The 18,025-nt window shown below is 64.7% G+C and carries 15 protein-coding genes and 2 tRNA genes; 4 read left to right on the top strand and 13 right to left on the bottom strand.

All coding sequences use genetic code 11. The features are described 5' to 3' along the window. The 11 genes from NE609_RS14540 to NE609_RS14490 all read right to left on the bottom strand — a co-directional run. Positions 1–738 (bottom strand): MFS transporter (locus NE609_RS14540; RefSeq protein ID WP_256152912.1); only part of this gene is annotated, 738 nt, incomplete at its 3' end. 171 nt (positions 739–909) lie between these two features. Then, entirely contained in the window at positions 910–1,377 is a 468-nt protein-coding gene (locus NE609_RS14535; protein ID WP_121586586.1) for a hypothetical protein, read from the bottom strand. 142 nt (positions 1,378–1,519) lie between these two features. Continuing rightward, complete coding sequence (locus NE609_RS14530; RefSeq protein WP_158595605.1) at positions 1,520–2,299, bottom strand: HAD-IIB family hydrolase; 780 nt, start codon at positions 2,297–2,299, stop codon at positions 1,520–1,522. Between the two features lie 227 nt (positions 2,300–2,526). Then, entirely contained in the window at positions 2,527–4,383 is a 1,857-nt protein-coding gene (locus NE609_RS14525; RefSeq protein WP_256152911.1) for a substrate-binding domain-containing protein, read from the bottom strand. A gap of 22 nt (positions 4,384–4,405) precedes the next feature. After that, positions 4,406–5,611, bottom strand: coding sequence for a helix-turn-helix domain-containing protein (locus NE609_RS14520; protein ID WP_256152910.1), 1,206 nt, complete (start codon positions 5,609–5,611; stop codon positions 4,406–4,408). Further along, on the bottom strand, positions 5,604–7,394 hold the full coding sequence (locus tag NE609_RS14515) for a sensor histidine kinase (protein ID WP_256152909.1): 1,791 nt from the start codon (positions 7,392–7,394) through the stop codon (positions 5,604–5,606). Before NE609_RS14515 ends, NE609_RS14520 begins: the two co-directional genes overlap by 8 nt. Before the next feature lie 137 nt (positions 7,395–7,531). Continuing rightward, the gene (gene yjfF / locus NE609_RS14510; protein WP_256152908.1) at positions 7,532–8,521 is read right to left on the bottom strand and encodes a galactofuranose ABC transporter, permease protein YjfF; all 990 of its coding nucleotides are present in this window, start codon (positions 8,519–8,521) and stop codon (positions 7,532–7,534) included. Then, entirely contained in the window at positions 8,518–9,552 is a 1,035-nt protein-coding gene (locus NE609_RS14505; protein WP_256152907.1) for an ABC transporter permease, read from the bottom strand. The genes yjfF and NE609_RS14505 overlap by 4 nt, the downstream gene beginning before the upstream one ends. Then, positions 9,536–11,059 carry a sugar ABC transporter ATP-binding protein gene (locus NE609_RS14500; protein ID WP_256152906.1) on the bottom strand — a complete coding sequence of 508 codons (1,524 nt, stop codon included), beginning with the start codon at positions 11,057–11,059 and terminating at the stop codon, positions 9,536–9,538. Before NE609_RS14500 ends, NE609_RS14505 begins: the two co-directional genes overlap by 17 nt. 116 nt (positions 11,060–11,175) lie before the next feature. Next, positions 11,176–12,216, bottom strand: coding sequence for an ABC transporter substrate-binding protein (locus NE609_RS14495; RefSeq protein WP_121586592.1), 1,041 nt, complete (start codon positions 12,214–12,216; stop codon positions 11,176–11,178). A gap of 204 nt (positions 12,217–12,420) precedes the next feature. Further along, positions 12,421–14,337 carry an NAD(+) synthase gene (locus NE609_RS14490; protein ID WP_256152905.1) on the bottom strand — a complete coding sequence of 639 codons (1,917 nt, stop codon included), beginning with the start codon at positions 14,335–14,337 and terminating at the stop codon, positions 12,421–12,423. Between the two features lie 243 nt (positions 14,338–14,580). Here NE609_RS14490 and NE609_RS14485 point away from each other — a divergent pair, with 243 nt between their 5' ends. From NE609_RS14485 to NE609_RS14475, 3 genes are all read left to right on the top strand, one after another. Next, entirely contained in the window at positions 14,581–15,210 is a 630-nt protein-coding gene (locus NE609_RS14485; protein WP_121586594.1) for a flavin reductase family protein, read from the top strand. A gap of 41 nt (positions 15,211–15,251) precedes the next feature. Then, a tRNA-Ser gene (locus NE609_RS14480) sits at positions 15,252–15,338 on the top strand. 43 nt (positions 15,339–15,381) lie between these two features. Further along, a tRNA-Ser gene (locus NE609_RS14475) sits at positions 15,382–15,472 on the top strand. Between the two features lie 126 nt (positions 15,473–15,598). Here NE609_RS14475 and NE609_RS14470 read toward each other — a convergent pair. Both NE609_RS14470 and NE609_RS14465 read right to left on the bottom strand, forming a co-directional pair. Further along, the gene (locus NE609_RS14470; protein WP_256152904.1) at positions 15,599–16,192 is read right to left on the bottom strand and encodes a DNA-3-methyladenine glycosylase I; all 594 of its coding nucleotides are present in this window, start codon (positions 16,190–16,192) and stop codon (positions 15,599–15,601) included. A gap of 48 nt (positions 16,193–16,240) precedes the next feature. Continuing rightward, positions 16,241–16,684, bottom strand: coding sequence for a hypothetical protein (locus NE609_RS14465; RefSeq protein ID WP_256152903.1), 444 nt, complete (start codon positions 16,682–16,684; stop codon positions 16,241–16,243). A 255-nt stretch (positions 16,685–16,939) separates the two neighbouring features. Here NE609_RS14465 and NE609_RS14460 point away from each other — a divergent pair, with 255 nt between their 5' ends. Further along, positions 16,940–17,971 carry a 3-deoxy-7-phosphoheptulonate synthase gene (locus NE609_RS14460; protein ID WP_121586650.1) on the top strand — a complete coding sequence of 344 codons (1,032 nt, stop codon included), beginning with the start codon at positions 16,940–16,942 and terminating at the stop codon, positions 17,969–17,971. The last annotated feature ends 54 nt before the right edge of the window (positions 17,972–18,025 follow it).

Raw genomic sequence — 18,025 nt, 5'->3', positions numbered from 1 at the left:
GAGGGCCAGCTCGGCGCGCCGCGCCCCCCCCCCCCCCCGGACATACTGGAGCTGGCTGAGGAAGACGGTGATCGTCTGGTTCGATTCCGTGAGCAGGGCGGCCGCCGCGAGGAAGAGCAGGAACCGCCGGTTGTCCCACACCTCCCGTGCGGCCTCCCCGGCGCGGGTCCCAAAGCCCGCGCTCCGCCGCGCGGGAGGCGGCACCTCGGGCAAAAAGAAGGTCAAAACCATCGCCGCCCCGTAGGAGAGGACGGTGAGAAAGCCGGCCGCGTCAAAGTCGCCGCCGACCGCGGTGGAAAAGAGAAGCGACGCGGCGACCAGGCCGGCCGTCGCCGACGCCTCGTAGGCGCCGAACGCCTTCTGGCTCTCCCCCTCCCCCGCGAGGGAAAAGAGATAGGCGGAGTCGCAGCCGGAGAGGCCCGAGAGCACCGCCGACAGCATCAGCCGTTCGAGCAGGAATCCTCCAAAGCCCTCCGCCCGCCAGAAGACGATCTTGGAGAGGAAGTAGAGGACGTTGCAGGCGGCCAGCGTGCGCCGGTAGCCGATCCGGTCGGCCACGTAGCCCCACGGGATCTCCAAAGCGATCAGGCAGGCTAGGGAGATGCTCTCGATCAGCGTGATCTGGAAGACCGAGACGCCGCGCGCCTGCCGGTAAAGGGTCGCGATCGGGCCATAGAATACCATGCCCTGTAAAAACGCCGTCGCGCAGAACAGGGGAATCCCGATTTTTCGATTCAATTGTGTTCCCTCCGAATTTCATTTTGCCGGTGAAATTCCGAAGATCAAATCGGACTGCCCATGGCGACGCCTCGTTCTGTTTCGTTCTAGTTCCAGTATCGCACAGCGTCCCTGGAAATGCAATCAAAAAAAGAACCGCGCCAGGCGCGGTTCTTTTTATCCGAGAAATTCTTACAGCTCGGGGCCGTTCCGGTTCGCGTCGTCCGACGGAGCCTGGGGCGCCGCCGGGGCGATGGCCGACTGCTTGTTCCAGTAGGCGCCCAGCGTGTACAGGACCGGCAGCACGAGGCCGATCAGGCCGGAGAAGACGTTGCCGTTGCTTCCGAAGGAGCTGATCAGGCTCAACGCGGCGAGCACGATCAGGATGATGCCGAGCACAAAGCAGACCTGCGCCTTCTCGGGCTTCGCGCAGTTTTTGACGCCGATGATGCCGACAATCAGGCTGAAAACGCTGGAAAGGATGACGACCACGCCCATGATCGCCGCGACCGCGCCGACCCCTGCGCCCATCATGTCGCCGCCGGCCGCGATCATGCCGCCGCCCACCAGCGCGAGCAGCCCGAACAGGATGCTGATGCCGGAAAAGATGATGTACAGAATGCTGACCACTTTCAACATGGTTTTGCCCTTTGGTGCCATAAAATTGTCCTCCTCACGATGTAGCGTACGCTTTTCCCCGCTGACGCGGTAATGCATACTTTATCCTTATTATAAGGGAATTTCCGTTTCCTGTCAATCAAAGCGCCGCCCCCGCGGCTGGTATTTCTTTCCGGGACGCGCCTCAGGAAATCTCCGCCAGAAGCGCCGCCAGCGCCTCCTCCACGCGCGCGCAGCGGCTGGGGAACCGTTCGAGCAGCGCCGGGTCGGCGGTCTCCATCAGGCAGGGGCGGCCGACCGCCTCGAGCATCTCCACATCGTTGAAGTTGTCCCCGAAGGCCATCATCTCGTCCTTCCCGATGCCCAGCCGCCGGGCGACCGCCTCGATCGCCATCCCCTTGTCGGCGACCGTGAAGTCGATCCACGCCGCGCCCGACACGGCGGCCGTCACGACATTCCCCCACTTTTCGATGAAAGCCGGGGCCACGCGCGCCGCGCCGTCCCCGTGGACGTAGGCGGAAACCTTCAAAAATTCCTCGTCCACCGAGAAAAGGTCGTCCACGATCGTGACGGTGTTTTTCATCGTGTAGACGACAAAGTCGGAGTAGCTCCTGCGGCGCGGGCAGAGATAGGAGGTCTCCCTCCCCGAGAGCATGACCTCGCAGTCGTCGCGCGCGAGGATGTCCCGCATGAGCGCCTCCCCCGTCTCCCGTTCGAGCGGGATGGTGGAGAGCGCCGCGCCGTGGTGCATCGTGAGCGCGCCGTTTTCACAGATAAAGAGCATCTCGTGCCAGTGGGGCGAAAACATCCGCCGCAGGTTGGGATACTGCCGCCCGCTCGCGGGCGCGAAGAGGATCCCCCGCTCCAGCAGCTTCCCGATCAGCCGCAGGGCCTCGGGCGTCAGGGCTTGGGCCCCGTTTTGCAGGAGCGTCCCGTCCAGATCGCTCGCAACCAGCTTGATCACCATAACTCCCCCGTTTCCGGCCGCCGTGCGGCCGGGTCCAGTGTAACATGGCGGAAGCCCCTTTGCCAAGGGGCTTCCGCCATTTCCCCGCGCCCGCAGCCGCTTTCTCCGTCCCAGACGGTTTTTTTGGACCGTCCCGGTTGTATTTTGTTGAAAATACCCCTACAATAAATGGAAGAAACCGAAAAGGACCGGCGGCCAAACGGCCGCCGGTCCTTTTTCGCGCCTCAGTATTTGCGCCCGCGCAGCTCCTCTCTGGGGGTCTGCGCGGTAAAGACCCGTTCGTCTGTGATGATCCGCAGCGGCAGCTCCTTCCCGCTCATCAGGTCGGTCACCGCCTTCATGAGCTGCGGCCCGAGCAGCGGGCTGCACTCGACCACGCAGTTGAGCCTGCCCTCCTCGAGCGCCTTGACCGCCTCCTCTGTGCCGTCCACCGAGATGATCTTCACGTCCCGGCCCGGCTGGATGCCCGACGCCTCGAGCGCGTCGACCGCGCCGAGCGCCATGTCGTCGTTGTGGGAATAGATCACGTCGATGTCCCACGCGTGCTCCCGCAGATACTGCCCGACGACGAGACGTCCCCCCTCCCGGGTGAAGTCGCCGCCCGCGGAATAGACGATCGAATAGTCGGGATGCTCGGCCAACAGCATCTCAAAGCCCCGCTTGCGCTCGATGGTCGGGGTGGCCCCGACCGTCCCCTGGATTTCAAGGATGCGCACCGGGTGCTTGTCCGCGGGCACGTTCGCCGCCGTCCAGCGCATGGCGCGGCGGCCCTCCTCGATGAAGTCCGCGCCGATGAAGGTCATGAAGAGGTCGTCCTCCGCCACGGAGATCTTCCGGTCGGAAAGCAGCACGGGGATGCCCGCGTCGCGCGCCTCCATGAGCACCTCGTCCCAGCCGCTGTCGACGATGGGGGAGATGACGATCACGTCCATCCTCTGCCGGATAAACTCCCGCACCGCCTCGAGCTGGGCCTGCTGGTCGTTGTCCGCGTCAATGGCGGTCAGATCGATGCCGAACTCCCGCGCCGCGTCCCGGATCGACTGGTTGTTCGCCAGCCGCCAGCCGCTCTCGGTGCCCACCTGCGCGTAGCCCACACGGATCGTCCGGTCGACCGGACGGGTCGCGCGGTCGAGCTGGCGCTCGTAGCTGTCCACGTTTTCCCGCGTGATCGCGTGGCTGCGCAGGATGACCTGCTTGGGCACGCCGCTCACCTTCCCGAGGATGTCGAGTGAAAACTGGATCGCCTCCCTGCCGCCGGTCGGGCAGGTGATCGTCTCGTCGATCCTGCCGCCGCGGATGAGCTCCAGCCCGCCGTCCTGCCCGGTGAAGCCGTCGATGCCGACGATCTTCACGTCGTCGCAGCCGAGCCGGTGGGCGGCCTTATAGGCGCCGAGCGCCATATAGTCGTTGTGCGCGAAGATCACGTCGAACTCCCGGAGCCGCTCGCCGTAGGCGCTCACCAGGTCCTCCGCCGCGTCGCGCGACTCGTTTTCCACCGTGACCGACTCGATCTCAATGAGCGGGAAAAGGGAGGTGACCGAGCGGAATCCGCCGCTGCGCTCGGCGCTCGCCTGCGAATGGGGCCCGCCCTTGAGCTCGAGCACCTTCGCCGCCGAGCCCCGCACGAGCCGGACGGCGGCCTCCCCCGCCTGCTTGCCGATCAGGTCGTTGTCCAGCCCGATGAAGAGGGAGTAGTCGTAGCCCTCCACCACCCGGTCGAGCACAATGACGGGGATCTTCTGGTAGACCTCGCTGACCACCGGCGTGATCCGCTCGACGTCGTGGGGCGAGACGATCAGCAGGTCGATGCCGTAGCCTAGCAGGCGCTGGATGTCCTCGACTTGCTTTTCGCCGTCGGCGGTCGCGTCGGTTATGACCAGCCGGATCTCCGGATGCCTGGCCGCCTCCTCCTGCAGTTCGCGGATCAGTACCAGCCGCCACGGCTCGCGCATGTTGGCCTGCGAGACGCCGATCACATACTTGATCCGCCCCTTTTCGGCGCCGCTCCGGCAGCCCGCGGGCAGCAGGAGCAGGACGGCGCAGAGCAGCGCCGCCGTCAGCCGCCGGAATCCCCTTCTCATATGGCCGTCCCCTCCTTTTCCGTCACCGCGCGGCGCCGCCCCTCCGGTACTCCATCGGGGAGACGCCGAGCACCTTTTTGAAGGCGCTGCTGAAATAGTGCTGGCTCGAATAGCCCACCCGCTCCGCGATCTCGTACATCTTGAGCTCCCCGTCGGCGAGCAGCTCGACCGCCCGCCGGATGCGCACCCGCGAGAGGTAGTCGACGAAGGTGACTCCCGTCTCGTGGCGGAAGAGGCGGCTCAGGTGCTGGGGGGAGAGGTGCAGGCGGTCCGCCGCTCCCTGGAGCGAGAGGCCGGGGTCGGCGTAGCGCTCCTCGATGTAACGCCGCGCCTCCAGCACCGACTGTGGGCATTTTTCCCGCTGCTCGAGCAGCTCCATCGCGTCGTCGTACGCCTCGGGCAGACCTGCCAGACGGTCGCCCGGGGCCTGCGACAGCACCGCCTGCGCGGGCAGGTGCTCCTCCAGCAGCTCCCGCAGTTCCCGCGCGGTGGCGCTCCAGCGCACGGCGGGCAGGCAGGAGGAGAGGACCACGAGGTCGCCGCTCGCGTTCTTGCAGGAGGTCACCGGGCCGAGCGGCTCGAAGAGCTCCCGCGCGATGTTCTCCGCCGCGTAATAGAGCAGGTTCTCGTCCCACTCCTGCCCCACCATCGTCTTCCCCTCGTTCACCGAGAGGTGCGCGACCGTGACGCCGTAGGGCTCGGGGATGGAGATGCCGAGGTAGCCGAGCTGCTCGGCCACCTCCGGCTCGCTGTACCGCCCCTCAAGCCAGCCGTCGAGGAAGGCGGCGACGAGCGACGAGCGGTTCTTTTCGAGCTGCATGCGCGCCCAGTCGAGGTATTTGACCTGCCTGCGGTTGGTCAGGAGCTGCTGCTTGGCGCGTCCGACCGCGTCGTAGAACGCGTCCTCCATCACCGGCTTGAGCAGGTAGTCGAACACCCCCAGCCGCAGCGCCTGCTGCGCGTAGGAAAAATCGTCGTAGCCGGTGATGACGATGATGACCGCGCCCCGCAGCACCCCCTCGAGCCGCTCGATGAATTCCAGCCCGTTCAAAAAGGGCATGTTGATGTCGACGAGCAGCAGGTCGGGCAGGCGCTCGGCGGCCAGCTCGAGCGCCTGCTCCCCGTCCTCCGCCAGCGCGGCGACTTCAAAGTCCGGATCCCTTGCGAGCAGCCGAGAAAGGCCGCTCCGGATGATCTCCTCGTCATCCGCGATCAATGCCTTATACATGGAAAACCTCCCGGTTGATCAATTCCGCCCGGGCGGGCAGCGAGACCGTCACCGTCGTGCCCTCCCCCGGCGTGCTGTCAAGCGATATCCCGTAGCGGTCCCCGTAGCACAGCCGGATGCGCTCCGCGATGTAGAAGAGCCCGAAGCTCGTCTTCTCCATCTCGTCGAGCGGCTTTTTGAGCTGTTCCTGCAGCGCGGCGAGGCGTTCGGGCGGCATGCCCGCGCCGTCGTCCCGCACGGTGATGCGAAGCCCCTCCTCCGACATCCGCCCCGTGACGGCGATCGTGCCGCCGCCCCGCTTCTGCTTGATCCCGTGGTAGATGGCGTTCTCGACGAGCGGCTGCAAAATCAGCTTGGGCACGAGGCAGCCCGAAAGCTCGGCCGGGACGTCGACCGCGTAATTGAGCTTATCCTTGTAGCGGATCTTCTGGATATAGAGGTAGTTGGAGACGTGGGTGATCTCCTCCTGCACGCTGATGAAGTCCTTGCCGTGGGAGAGGCCGATGCGGAACATGCTGGTGAGCGCGTCGACCAGCTTCACGATGTCGTCGGCGCCGTAGTCGCGCGCCATCCAGCTGATCGTGTCGAGGGTGTTGTAGAGGAAGTGGGGCTTGATCTGCTCCTGCAGGCTCTTGAGCTCGGCGTCCCGCTTGCTCTGCTGCTCCTCGTACACCCGGTGGATCAGGTGGTCGATGCGGTGGATCATATGGTTGAAGCTGTGGCCGAGGTCGCCGATCTCGTCGCTGTAGAGGCTGTTGAACCGCACGGACAGGTCGCCCGACTCCGCCTGCTTCATGAGCTTCTGGAGCTTGGAGATCGGCTTGGTGACCGAGTTGGCGAGCTGGAGCGATACGAAGAGCACCAGCGCGCCCGTCCCGACAATGCAGAGGATGAGCACATAGACGATCGTATTGATGCCGCCCATGACCTCGTCGAGGGAAAAGACGCCCACCGTCTTCCAGCCGGTAAAGCCGCTCTGCTCGTAGCGGATCTGGTAGCGCCCGCCCGCGATCTGCGCGGTCACCGGGACGCCCGCGTCCCCGTCGAGCCAAGCGGGGTCGACGCGGTAGACGATCTCGTTGATGGGGGTGAAGACCATGTTGTCGTCGGAGTCGACGACAAAGACGAACCCCTTCTCCCCGATCGTCACGTTCTTGATCGAGTCGGTGATGATCTCGTGGCTCACGTCGAAGAGGATGACCCCGCGCACCTCGCCCGTCCGGCGGTCCTTGACCGCCTTGGCCAGCGAAAAGACGTTGTCCGCGCTGTAGTCCTGCTTGGTGACGATGTTTCGCCCCGTCGTGCTGCCCACCAGCACCACCCGGTCGGGCTCGGTCGTCGCCAGCCGGTACCAGTTCTCGCTCGTGAAGGGGTCGCGGGAAATGCGGCTCATCCCCGTGCTCACGCTGTCGTCCTGCTCGGTGGCGATCAGGATGCCCGCGATCTCGGGGTGGGAGCGCGCGATGTCGCTGAGGGTGCTCGAGACGGGCGTCTGCATCCGTTCCCACGCCGCCGCGTCCTCGAGCATCCCGCTGCGCTGGAGCATGCAGGTCAGGTAGTCGGCCATCTTGTCGATCGTGCTGATGTACATGTCGATCGAGTTGCTCACCTGCCCGGTGATCTGCGCGGTGTGGGCCATCGTCGTCTGCCGCGCCTGCGACAGGAAGACCCCCGCGCTCACCGCGGCGAAGATGACCAGGGGGATAAGCGCCATAAAGACGTAGGTGATCGCCATCTTGTTGCGGAACCGGTTGTTCTGGAAGAGCTCCCAAAGCCGCCTCATCGCGCGTCCCCCTTTCCCGTTTTTCCGGACTTTTCCATTATAGCGGAAAAACCGCTTTCGCGGCAGGTTCAATATAACCAAGATTGTCCGGCCGCTTTTGTCAAAGCGGCCGGACCGGCAGTCACGCGAAGACCGCGTTAACCCTTATTCTTAAGCTTTTCCGCGCGGATGGCGATGATCCGCTGGATGACGATGAAGACGCAGAGCAGCGCCGCGATCGTGACCTTGGTCCACCAGGTGTTGAGGTTCTGGTAGGTGACGATCGTCTGGATGACGCCCTGGATGAGCACGCCGAACATCGTGCCGATCACGGTGCCGACGCCGCCGGTGAGCAGCGTGCCGCCGATGACCGCCGAGGAAATCGCGTCGAGCTCGAGGCCCATGTTCTGGAGCGAATAGCCCGCCAGCGTGTAGAAGCTGAATACCACGCCGGCCAGCGCCGCGCAGAAGCCGCTGATCGCGTAGACGGAGATCTTGATGCGCGCCACCGGAAGCCCCATGAGCACCGCCGACTGCTCGCCGCCGCCCACCGCGTAGACCCCGCGGCCGAACTTGGTGTATTTGAGCACGTAGTAGGCGAGCGCCACGACCGCCAGCGCGATGAACACGTAGTAATAGAGCTTCGCCTTGCCGAAGGCGACCTTGCCCAGCGCCATGCTCTTGTAGAAGCTGTCGGAGATGGGGATCGACTCGGTGCTGATCACCGCGCACAGCCCGCGCATGAAGAACTGCCCCGCGAGGGTGACGATGAAGGGCTGGAGATCGTAGCTGTGGATGAGGAAGCCCATCAGCGCGCCGATGCCCAGCCCGATGAGCAGCACCAGCGGGATGACCACGAAGGCGGGCACTCCCAGCCGTAGCAAAAAGGCGGAGAAGACGCAGGTGAACGCCAACGTCGAAGCGACCGAGATGTCGATGCCGCCGGTCAGCAGCACGAAGGTGATGCCGACCGAGACGATGATGAGGTAGGCGTTGTCGTTAAAGAGGTTCAAGAAGGTGGAGAGGGAGAGGAAGCGGTCGTATTTGGCCGACCCCGCCGCGAACAGCCCCACGAAGAGGATGACGGTGATGAAGAGGGAGACGTTTTTGATCCCGCCCCTGCGCCTTGTTTTTTCCAGTGTGCTCACGCCGCGCTCACCGCCTTCCGGGAGGTCAGCCTGGCCGCGACGGCGGCCTTGAACTTCTTCGACTGCGCCAGGCAGATCGCGACGACGATGAGGGCCTTGACCACCTGCGTGACCTCGGGGGCGACGCCCATCGCGTAGACCGAGGTGGTGATCGACTGGATGATCAGCGCGCCGACGATCGAGGCGGGGATCGAGAACCGCCCGCCCGCGAGGGAGGTGCCGCCGATCGCAACCGCGAGGATCGCGTCCATCTCGATCATCAGGCCGGCGTTGTTGCAGTCGGCGCCCTTGATGCCCGCCGACTCGATGAGTCCCGCGATGGCCGCCATCGCGCCGCAGAAGGTATAGACGACCAGCTTCACCCGGTCGACGTTGATGCCCGCGAACCGGCTCGACACCGGGTTGCAGCCGGTCGACTCGACGAAGAGCCCGAACGCGGTCTTCTTGGTGAAGAGCATGATGAGCAGCACGAAGAACCCGACGATGAAGAGGGGGAAGGGCAGCCCGAGGATGTAGCCGCCGTTGATGAAGTAGTAGGCGTCCGAATTGACGGTGACGATCTTGCCGTCGGTGATGAGCTGCGCGATGCCGCGCCCCGCCACCATAAGGATCATCGTGGCGACGATCGGCTGGATCTTGATCTTGGAGACGAGCAGCCCGTTCCACGCGCCGCAGAGGACGCCCGCGAGCACCGCGATGAGCACCGCGGCCGTGACGCTGCCTCCAAGCGACGACAGGATGCGCCCGTCGACGACCGAGCAGGCGATCGCGCCCGAAATCGCCATGACCGACCCGACCGAGATGTCGGTGCCGCCGGTGGCGAGCACCATCGTCATGCCGGTCGCGAGCAGCATGAGCTTGGAGCCGTTGCGCAGGATGTCGATGAGCCTGCCGTAGAGGTGGCCGTCGACGATCCTCATCTGGAAGAAGGCGCCGCCCGACACGACGCCGTTGACGAGCAGGATGGCGAGCAGCACCATCAGCGGCCAGAAGGACTGGCACTTCGTGAGCTTTTTAAGCCGGCTGTTCATTCTGCGCACCTCCCGCGATCAGATTCATGATGGCCGCCTCGGAGATCTCCTCACCGGAGAGCTCGGCGACCTTCACCTTGTCCCGCAGCACCGCCATGCGGTTGCAGCAGCGCAGCATCTCGTCGATTTCGGACGAGATGAAGATGAGCGCCATGCCCTCCTCGGCCAGCTGGATGACGATCTTCTGGATCTCCGCCTTGGTGCCGATGTCGATGCCGCGCGTCGGCTCGTCGAGCATCAGCAGGTCGGGGTTGGTGGCAAGCCACCGGGCGAGGATGACCTTCTGCTGGTTGCCGCCCGACAGGTTGCGGATCAGCTGGTCCTGCGAGGGGGTTTTGATCGCGAGCTTTTCGATGTACTCGTCCGCGATCTTCTCCGCCTCCGCGCGGGAGATCGCCCGCAGCATCCCCCGCTTGGTCTGGAGGGCGAGGACGATGTTTTCGCGGATGGTCAAATCCCCCACGATGCCCTCCGTCTTGCGGTTCTCGGGGCAGAAGGCGAACCCGCTGCGGATCGCCGCGAGGGTGCCGCGCACCTCCGTCTTCCTGCCCCGCACGTCGACCTCCCCCCGCTCCATCCGGTCGACGCCGAAGATGAGCCGGGCGGTCTCGCTGCGCCCCGAGCCGAGCAGCCCGGAGAGGCCGAGCACCTCGCCCCGGCGGATCTCGAGGTTCACGTCCGGGATCGAGGCGGAGCCCGCCCCGCGCAGCTCCACGAGCACCTCGCCCATCCGCTCCTCGCCGCCCTTCACGGCGGCGCTGCCCTCGAGCTCGGCGTACTCCTTGCCGATCATCTTGCCGACCAGCTGGACCCGCGGCAGCTCGGCGGTCGCGTAGGTGCCGACATATTCGCCGTTGCGCAGCACGGTGATCGTGTCGGTGACCTCGTAGACCTGGTCGAGGAAGTGGGTGACGAAGATGATGCCCATGCCCTGGCTTTTGAGCATCCGCATGATCTCGAAGAGCTTTTGCACCTCGACCGCCGTGAGGCTCGAGGTCGGCTCGTCGAGGATGAGCACCCGGGCCGAAATGTCGACGGCGCGCGCGATGGCGACCATCTGCTGCACCGCGACCGAATAGGCGTCGAGGTTCTGGGTGACGTCGATATTCAGATTGAACCGGCCGAGCAGCTCCGCCGCCTTCCGGTTGATGGTTTTCCAGTCGATGCGCCCCGCCCTGCGGGGCTCGCGGCCGATATAGATGTTCTCCGCCACCGACAGGTTGGGGCAGAGATTGACCTCCTGATACACCGTGCTGATGCCGGTCTCCTGCGCCTCCTGCGGGGTCCGGGGGAAGATCTCCTTCCCCTCCAGCCAGACGGTCCCGCTGTCGCGCTGTTCCACGCCGGTCAGCACCTTGATCAGCGTGGATTTGCCCGCGCCGTTTTCGCCGAGCAGCGCGTGAATCTCCCCCGCGCGCAGGGAAAACTCCACGTCGTCCAGCGCCACGACCGCCGGGAACCGCTTGGAGATGTGCTCCATGCGCAGAAGCAGCTTTTCCGCATCCATCGCCGTATCCTCCTCTCGCTATTCCTGCATGACTGTCGAAATCCGCTCCGACCCAGCGCCGGAGCGGATTTCAACGTTTCTATTCGTGTTGGGAAGAAAGAATGAAAAGACTCGGATCAGTAGACGCGGTTCGGCAGGTCCTCGGCCGCGGTTTCGGCACGGTAGACGCCCTCTTCGGATTTGATCCACTTCTCAACCGTCTCGCCGGCCTTGAGCTTGGCGCAGGTCTCGAAGAACTGGGGTCCGAGCAGCGGGTTGCACTCGACGGTGACGTTCGCCTCGCCGGCGGCCATCGCCTCAAAGATGCCCTTGACGCCGTCGCAGGAGACGGTCTTGATGTCGACGCCCGGCTTGAGTCCGGCTTCCTTGATCGCTTCGATCGCGCCGAGCATCATGTCGTCGTTGTGGGCGAAAACGCCCTGGATCTCGCTGCCGTAGGTCTTCAGGAAGGACTCCATAACCTCTTTGCCCTTCGCACGGGTAAAGTCGCCGGTCTGGGAGGCGAGGATCTCAATGTCGGGATATTTGGCCGCGATCTGGTCGTCGAAGCCCTTCTTGCGGTCGTTAGCCGCGGAGGCGCCCACAGTGCCCTCAAGCTCGACGATCTTGCCCTTGTTGTCGAGCAGGCGCGCCATCTCGTCGGCGCCGTCGTTGCCCTCCTTGATGAAGTCGGAGCCGATGAAGGTCGCGTAGAGGTCCTCGGGAACGTCAGCCTTGCGGTCGACGAGCACGATCGGGATGCCGGCCTCCTTGGCCTCGGTGAAGACCGCGTCCCAGCCGGTTTCCACGACGGGGGCGAGCCCGATGACGTCGACGCCCATGTCGATGAACGATTTGATCGCCTTGATCTGGTTTTCCTGTTTCTGCTGCGCGTCCGCGAACTTGAGGTCGATCGTGTCGATGTTCTGGCCCGCGTAGAACTGGATGGACTGGGTCTCGGCGTCACGCCAGCCGGACTCCTGTCCGATCTGCGCGAATCCGACGACGAGCTTGTCGTTGGCGGGCTTGGCGGCGGGCTCGGCGGGAGCCGGGGCCGCGTCGGCGGAGGCGGGCGTATCGGCCGGGGCCGGAGCCGCCGCGGGCTCGCTGCCGCACCCCGCGAACATCATGGACGCCATGCACACTGCCAGGACGATTGCCAGGATTCTCTTTTTCATTTTTCTTTTCTCCTTCTCGCAGATTCGGGTGTTTCTCCCTTTCGGTGTTTTTATCCTACCACCCGCCCGCTGGAAAGTCTTTACAATCAAAAAGCCAAAATATGCGATTTTTTAGCAGGCGCCGGTTTCCCTCAGCCCGTCCGGGCGCGTCAAAAAAGCCTCCCGGCCCCCGCTGTGCGGGGGCCGGGAGGCTGTGTCGCGGGATCAGGAGAGCGCGTCGAGCTCCGCGAGCCAGAGGGCGGCAGCCGCGTCGCTCGGCATCCGCCAGTCGCTGCGCGGCGAGAGGGAGACCGAACCGATCTTCGGCCCGTCGGGCAGGCAGGAGCGTTTGAACTGCTGCGCGAAAAACCTGCGGCAGAAGGTCCGCAGCCAGTGGAGGATCGTTTCGCGCCCGTATTGGCCGTCGAAGGCGCGCAGGGCGAGGCGCAGGATCTTGCGGGGGGAAAATCCCCAGCGCACGAGGTAGTAGAGGAAAAAGTCGTGCAGCTCGTAGGGCCCCACGAGATCCTCCGTCTTCTGCCCGATCTCCCCCTCGGCGGGCGGGAGCAGCTCGGGACTCACCGGGGTGTCGAGGATGTCGCGCAGCACTTTTGTGAGGACCGGATCGCCGGCGCGGTCCGCCTCGTATGCCACGAGCTCCCGCACCAGCGTCTTGGGCACCGACGCGTTGACTCCGTACATCGACATGTGGTCGCCGTTGTAGGTGGCCCAGCCGAGCGCCAGCTCGGAGAGGTCCCCCGTGCCGACCACCAGCCCGCCCGTGCGGTTGGCAATGTCCATCAGCACCTGGGTGCGCTCGCGCGCCTGCGCGTTTTCATAGGTCACGTCGCGCAGGCCGGGGTCCTGACCGATGTCGCGGAAGTGCACGCCGACCGCGTCCGCGATATCCACGCAGGAGAAGCTCACGCCGAGCCGTTCGCAGAGGAGTTCCGCGTTGCCCTTCGTGCGAGCGGTCGTGCCGAAGCCGGGCATTGTCACCGCCTGCACGCTGGCGCGCGGACGGCCGAGCAGATCGGCCGCGCGCACCGCCGCGAGCAGGGCGAGCGCCGAATCGAGCCCGCCCGAGATGCCCACGACGGCGGTCTTCGCGCCCGAGTGGGCGAGCCGCCGTGCAAGCCCGCGCGACTGGATCTGCAGGACCTGCTCGCAGCAGCCGTCCCGTTCCTCCGGCGAAGGCAGGAAGGGATACCGCGGCACCGTCCGGGTGAGCGGCGTCTCGCATGGGGAGAGGGAGAAGGTGCTGCTCAGGTAGCCCTCGCGGACGGCGGCCGGGAAGGTGGTCAGCCGCCTGCGCTCGGCGGTGATCCGGCCGATGTCCAGGTCGGTGACGGCGAACCCGCCGGTAAAGGGCGGCTTCTCCGCGAGCAGCGCGCCGTCCTCCGCGATGAGCCCGTGCCCCGAAAAGACCATGTCGGTGGTCGACTCCCCCTCGCCCGCGTTGGCATAGAGGTAGCCGCAGACGAGCCTCGCCGACTGGTTCTTCACCAGCTCCCGGCGGTAGGCGGCCTTGCCGACCGTCTCGTCCCCCGCCGAAAGGTTCACAAGCACCGTCGCGCCCGCCTGCGCGAGCGTGATCGACGGCGGGCAGGGCGCCCACAGGTCCTCGCACACCTCGACGCCGAGCACCAGTCCGGGCAGCTCCTCGCAGTGGAAGAGCTGCTTCGCGCCGAAGGGGATCACGTCCTCCCCAAAGACGCCCGTCAGATAGCCGTTCTCCTCCGGCGCGGGGGCGAACCACCGTTTTTCATAATATTCGCCGTAGTTGGGCAGATGGGTCTTGGGCACCAGCCCGAGCACCTCCCCGCGGCAGAGGACCGCCGCGCAGTTGTAGAGCTTTCCGTGCCACATGACCGGCAGCCCCACCGCCAGGAGCATGTCTAGGTCCTCCGTCTCCCGGCGCACCGTCTCGAGGGCGGCATACGCCCCCTCGATCAGCGTGTCCTGCAGGAAGAGGTCGCCGCAGGTGTACCCCGTCAGGCAGAGCTCGGGCAGCGCCAAAATCCGCACGCCCTCCATCGCGGCGCGCCTGGCCGCCGCAGCGGCCGACGCCGCGTTGTAGGCGCAGTCCGCCACCCGGATTTCCGGCGTGCCCACCGCCGCCTTGATCAGTCCATCCTTCATTGGAGGTCATCCCTTCCCGCTTTCTTTCCGGCTTCCCCAACCGGGCAAGCCCCGGCGAAACTCCTTTGACGCCGCCGGTCCGGCCGTTCCTCCGGTGCCCGGGCACCGGTCGCGGTCCGTCTGACTACAATTATACCCGTCCAAATTGGGCTTGTCTACCAAAGAAATCCGTAAAACGTTGCACCTTGCGGCGGAATGATGGTATACTAAGGATAAATTGACCGGAAAGGGCGGAACCTATACATGCCGAAGCTGCTTTGGAAGCCGGGGACGCTGCTCGCGCCCGTGCCGCCCGCGCTCGTCTCCTGCGGAACGCTCGAAAAGCCGAACCTTTTGACCGTCGCGTGGACGGGCATCGTGAATACGAATCCCGCCATGACCTATGTCTCGGTGCGCCCCGAACGGTATTCCCACGGGCTGATCTCCGAGACGGGGGAGTTCGTCGTCAACCTCACCACCGCCGCGCTCGTGCGCGCCACCGATTTCTGCGGCGTGCGTTCCGGCCGCGACCTTGACAAGTTCTCCGCCTGCGGCCTTACTCCCGAGGCCTCCGGTAAGGTGTCGGCCCCCTCGGTCGCCGAGTGTCCCCTCTCGCTCGAATGTGTCGTGCGGCAGGTGCTGCCGCTCGGCTCCCACGACATGTTTCTCGCCGAGATCGTCGCCGTCGGCGTCGACCCCTCCCTCGTCGACCGCGCCGGCAAGCTGCACCTGGGCTCCGCGGGGCTTGCCGCCTACGCCCACGGGGAATACTTCGCGCTGGGGAAAAGCCTCGGCACCTTCGGCTTCTCGGTGCGCAAAAAGCCCGCCGCCAAGCGCCGCGCCCCGGGCAAAAAATCCGCCCGCCGCCGCGCTCCGCGCGGGGAAACCACTTGACTTGTCCCCATAAATATGGTATTATGATTGGCGTTACGTACGGAGAGATGTCCGAGCGGTTTAAGGAGCCGGTCTTGAAAACCGGTGACTCGAAAGAGCCGTGGGTTCGAATCCCACTCTCTCCGCCAACATCCCCTCCACAACTAAATATCCTGGACGCGCCACCCATTTGGAGATGTACCCAAGTCGGTGAAGGGGCTCCCCTGCTAAGGGAGTAGGTCTGGAAACGGGCGCGAGAGTTCGAATCTCTCCATCTCCGCCAAAACCCGCATGATAAGCCAGTTTGATGGCTGTCATGCGGGTTTTTTGTTTCCATATATTCTTTCTGAGCCCGAGTATTTACGGCGTACGGTTCATTGAACTGATCGCAGGCTCCGCCATTCGGCCTTTACCTGTCCCGTTTCCGGACGGTGGGGTACCGCTCCGCGATCTCTTGGCGGCGGGCGCAGCTCTCCAGATGGTCGTTGATCACGCCGCAAGCCTGCAGGTGCGAATAGACTGTGACCGGTCCGAGATAACGAAAGCCGCGCCCCTTAAGCTCCCTGCTGATCCGGTCGGACAGCTCGTTTTTCGCGGGGATCCTGCCCTTTTGATGGCCGGCGTAGAGGATGCTCTTCCCGTCGGTGAAGTTCCAGAGGAACCGGCTGAACGATCCGAATTCCGCGCGGATCTCCTGAAAGTGCCCGGCGTTTTGGATGACCGCCTCCACCTTGCGGCAGGAACGGATCATCCCGTCGCACGCCAGAATCCGTTCAACGTCCGCCTCCCCGTAGGCAGCGATTTTGTCATAGTCGAACCCGTCGAAGCACGCCCGAAAAATTTCCCGCTTTTGGAGCATCATGTTCCAGTTGAGCCCGCACTGCATCACCTCCATCATGAGGAATTCAAACTGTCCCCGGTCGTCGTGCAGCGGGACGCCCCATTCCTCGTCGTGATACCGGGTCATCTTTTCGTTGCAAAGGCACCATTCACAGCGTTCCATCCCATTTCCCCGTTTCCATCTGATTTTTTCGCGGCGCGCCGGCCGCCGTCATCCCTTCCCGGGGCGTCTCCCGCGCCCCAGCGTGACCGGAAGCGACTCCAGCGCCGCAAGCACCCGCCGCGCCTCCGTATCGGCTTCCTCGGCGGGGATCCCGTTCTGTTCCATCGCCTCCCGCGCGGCCGCGGCATAATCCCGCTTATGGCGCGCGTTCAGCTCATGCCAGCGGATTCCGGCGAACCGCCCGGCAAGCGTCCGGTCCAGTGGCAGGTGCCCCTGAAGCAGCAGCACCGCAAGCACCGGATAGCCCGCGTACCCCTGCCAGTAGGTGGCGTTGTCCGTGGAGGCGTAGGCGTCCCCCGTCCAAGTCACACGGTACTCCCCGCCTCCGTCCGACGAGCGCACCGCGGCCTCGTGTTCCCCCATCGACACGCGGTCGTCGGCGATGGCGCTGTATGCCTCGTAAATCTTCTCCAGCGGGGGCCGCTTTTTCATATAAACCCTCTCTCCTCCGGTGCTTCCGGTTTCCGGCCGGATCACGTGCGTTTCCGTTTCATAAGCTCATTTTACCCCAGAAGCGGGGGAAACTCAACCGCGTCAATCAGGAAAAGAGGGCCGACCGGCGCTCATTTCCTCATCCGCGGGCCTTGAGAAATCGATTATTTTTTCGCATCTTTCCGCTTGACATCGGCGGCGTTTGGCATTACGCTGTTACGGTACGGAACGAACCGGCAAAACGGAGGCAACCATATGGCAATGCAACTGAACAAGCAGCTGCCGCTGCCCGCGGATCTCAAGGCGGAATACCCGCTCTCCCGGGAGATCACCGGGGTCAAGGCGCGGCGCGACGCGGAAATCCGCGATATCTTCACCGGGCGTTCGGACAAGTTCGTCGTCATCGTCGGGCCCTGCTCGGCCGACAACGAGGACGCGGTCTGCGACTATGTGTCGCGGCTGGCTTCCCTCAACGACAGGCTTTCCGACCGTCTCATGCTCATCCCCCGCATTTACACGAACAAGCCCCGCACCACCGGAGAGGGCTACAAGGGCATGCTCCACCAGCCCGAGCCGGACAAGGCGCCCGACCTGCTGGCGGGCATCATCGCCATCCGGCGGATGCACACCCGGGCGATCATGGAAAGCGGGCTCACCTCCGCCGACGAGATGCTCTATCCGGAAAACCGCAGCTACCTCGACGATCTGCTCTCCTACGAGGCGGTCGGCGCGCGTTCGGTGGAAAACCAGCAGCACCGTCTGACCGCGAGCGGGATGGACATCCCCGTGGGGATGAAGAACCCGACGAGCGGCGATTTCGTTGTGACGCTCAATTCGGTTTTCGCCGCGCAGCATCCCCACAACTTCATCTACCGCGGCTGCGACGTCACCACCGGCGGCAACGACCTCGCGCATGTCATCCTGCGCGGCGGCGTGGACAAATACGGCACCACGATCCCCAACTACCACTACGAGGACCTTGTGCGCCTCATGGAGATGTACGGCGAGCGCAGCCTCCAAAATCCCGCCGTGATCGTGGACGTCAACCACTCCAATTCGAACAAGCAGTATAAGGAGCAGATCCGCATCGTCAGCGAGGTGCTCCACAGCCGCAACTACAATCCCGACCTCAAAAAGCTCGTCAAGGGCGTGATGATCGAAAGCTACCTCGAGGAGGGCTGCCAGAAGATCGGCGGGACGCACATCTACGGCAAGTCGATCACCGACCCCTGCCTCGGCTGGGCCGACACTGAAAAGCTCCTCTATAAAATCGCCGAAAACTGCTGAAACGGGGGGGGGGGGGGGGGGGGGGGGGGGGGGGGGGGGGGGGGGGGGGGGGGG

It is taken from the genome of Anaerotruncus sp. DFI.9.16, assembly GCF_024461615.1.
Classification (GTDB): Bacteria; Bacillota; Clostridia; order Oscillospirales; family Ruminococcaceae; genus Anaerotruncus; species Anaerotruncus massiliensis.
The sequence above is the reverse complement of the archived record's forward strand: the minus strand, read 5'-3'. Positions and strand labels throughout refer to the sequence as shown.

Coding starts and splice junctions, on each gene's coding strand:
- NE609_RS14535 (WP_121586586.1), bottom strand. CDS start 1,377: ATGGCACCAAAGGGCAAAACCATGTTGAAAGTGGTCAGCATTCTGTAC.
- NE609_RS14525 (WP_256152911.1), bottom strand. CDS start 4,383: ATGAGAAGGGGATTCCGGCGGCTGACGGCGGCGCTGCTCTGCGCCGTC.
- NE609_RS14520 (WP_256152910.1), bottom strand. CDS start 5,611: ATGTATAAGGCATTGATCGCGGATGACGAGGAGATCATCCGGAGCGGC.
- NE609_RS14515 (WP_256152909.1), bottom strand. CDS start 7,394: ATGAGGCGGCTTTGGGAGCTCTTCCAGAACAACCGGTTCCGCAACAAG.
- NE609_RS14505 (WP_256152907.1), bottom strand. CDS start 9,552: ATGAACAGCCGGCTTAAAAAGCTCACGAAGTGCCAGTCCTTCTGGCCG.
- NE609_RS14500 (WP_256152906.1), bottom strand. CDS start 11,059: ATGGATGCGGAAAAGCTGCTTCTGCGCATGGAGCACATCTCCAAGCGG.
- NE609_RS14495 (WP_121586592.1), bottom strand. CDS start 12,216: ATGAAAAAGAGAATCCTGGCAATCGTCCTGGCAGTGTGCATGGCGTCC.
- NE609_RS14490 (WP_256152905.1), bottom strand. CDS start 14,337: ATGAAGGATGGACTGATCAAGGCGGCGGTGGGCACGCCGGAAATCCGG.
- NE609_RS14485 (WP_121586594.1), top strand. CDS start 14,581: ATGCCGAAGCTGCTTTGGAAGCCGGGGACGCTGCTCGCGCCCGTGCCG.
- NE609_RS14470 (WP_256152904.1), bottom strand. CDS start 16,192: ATGGAACGCTGTGAATGGTGCCTTTGCAACGAAAAGATGACCCGGTAT.
- NE609_RS14465 (WP_256152903.1), bottom strand. CDS start 16,684: ATGAAAAAGCGGCCCCCGCTGGAGAAGATTTACGAGGCATACAGCGCC.
- NE609_RS14460 (WP_121586650.1), top strand. CDS start 16,940: ATGGCAATGCAACTGAACAAGCAGCTGCCGCTGCCCGCGGATCTCAAG.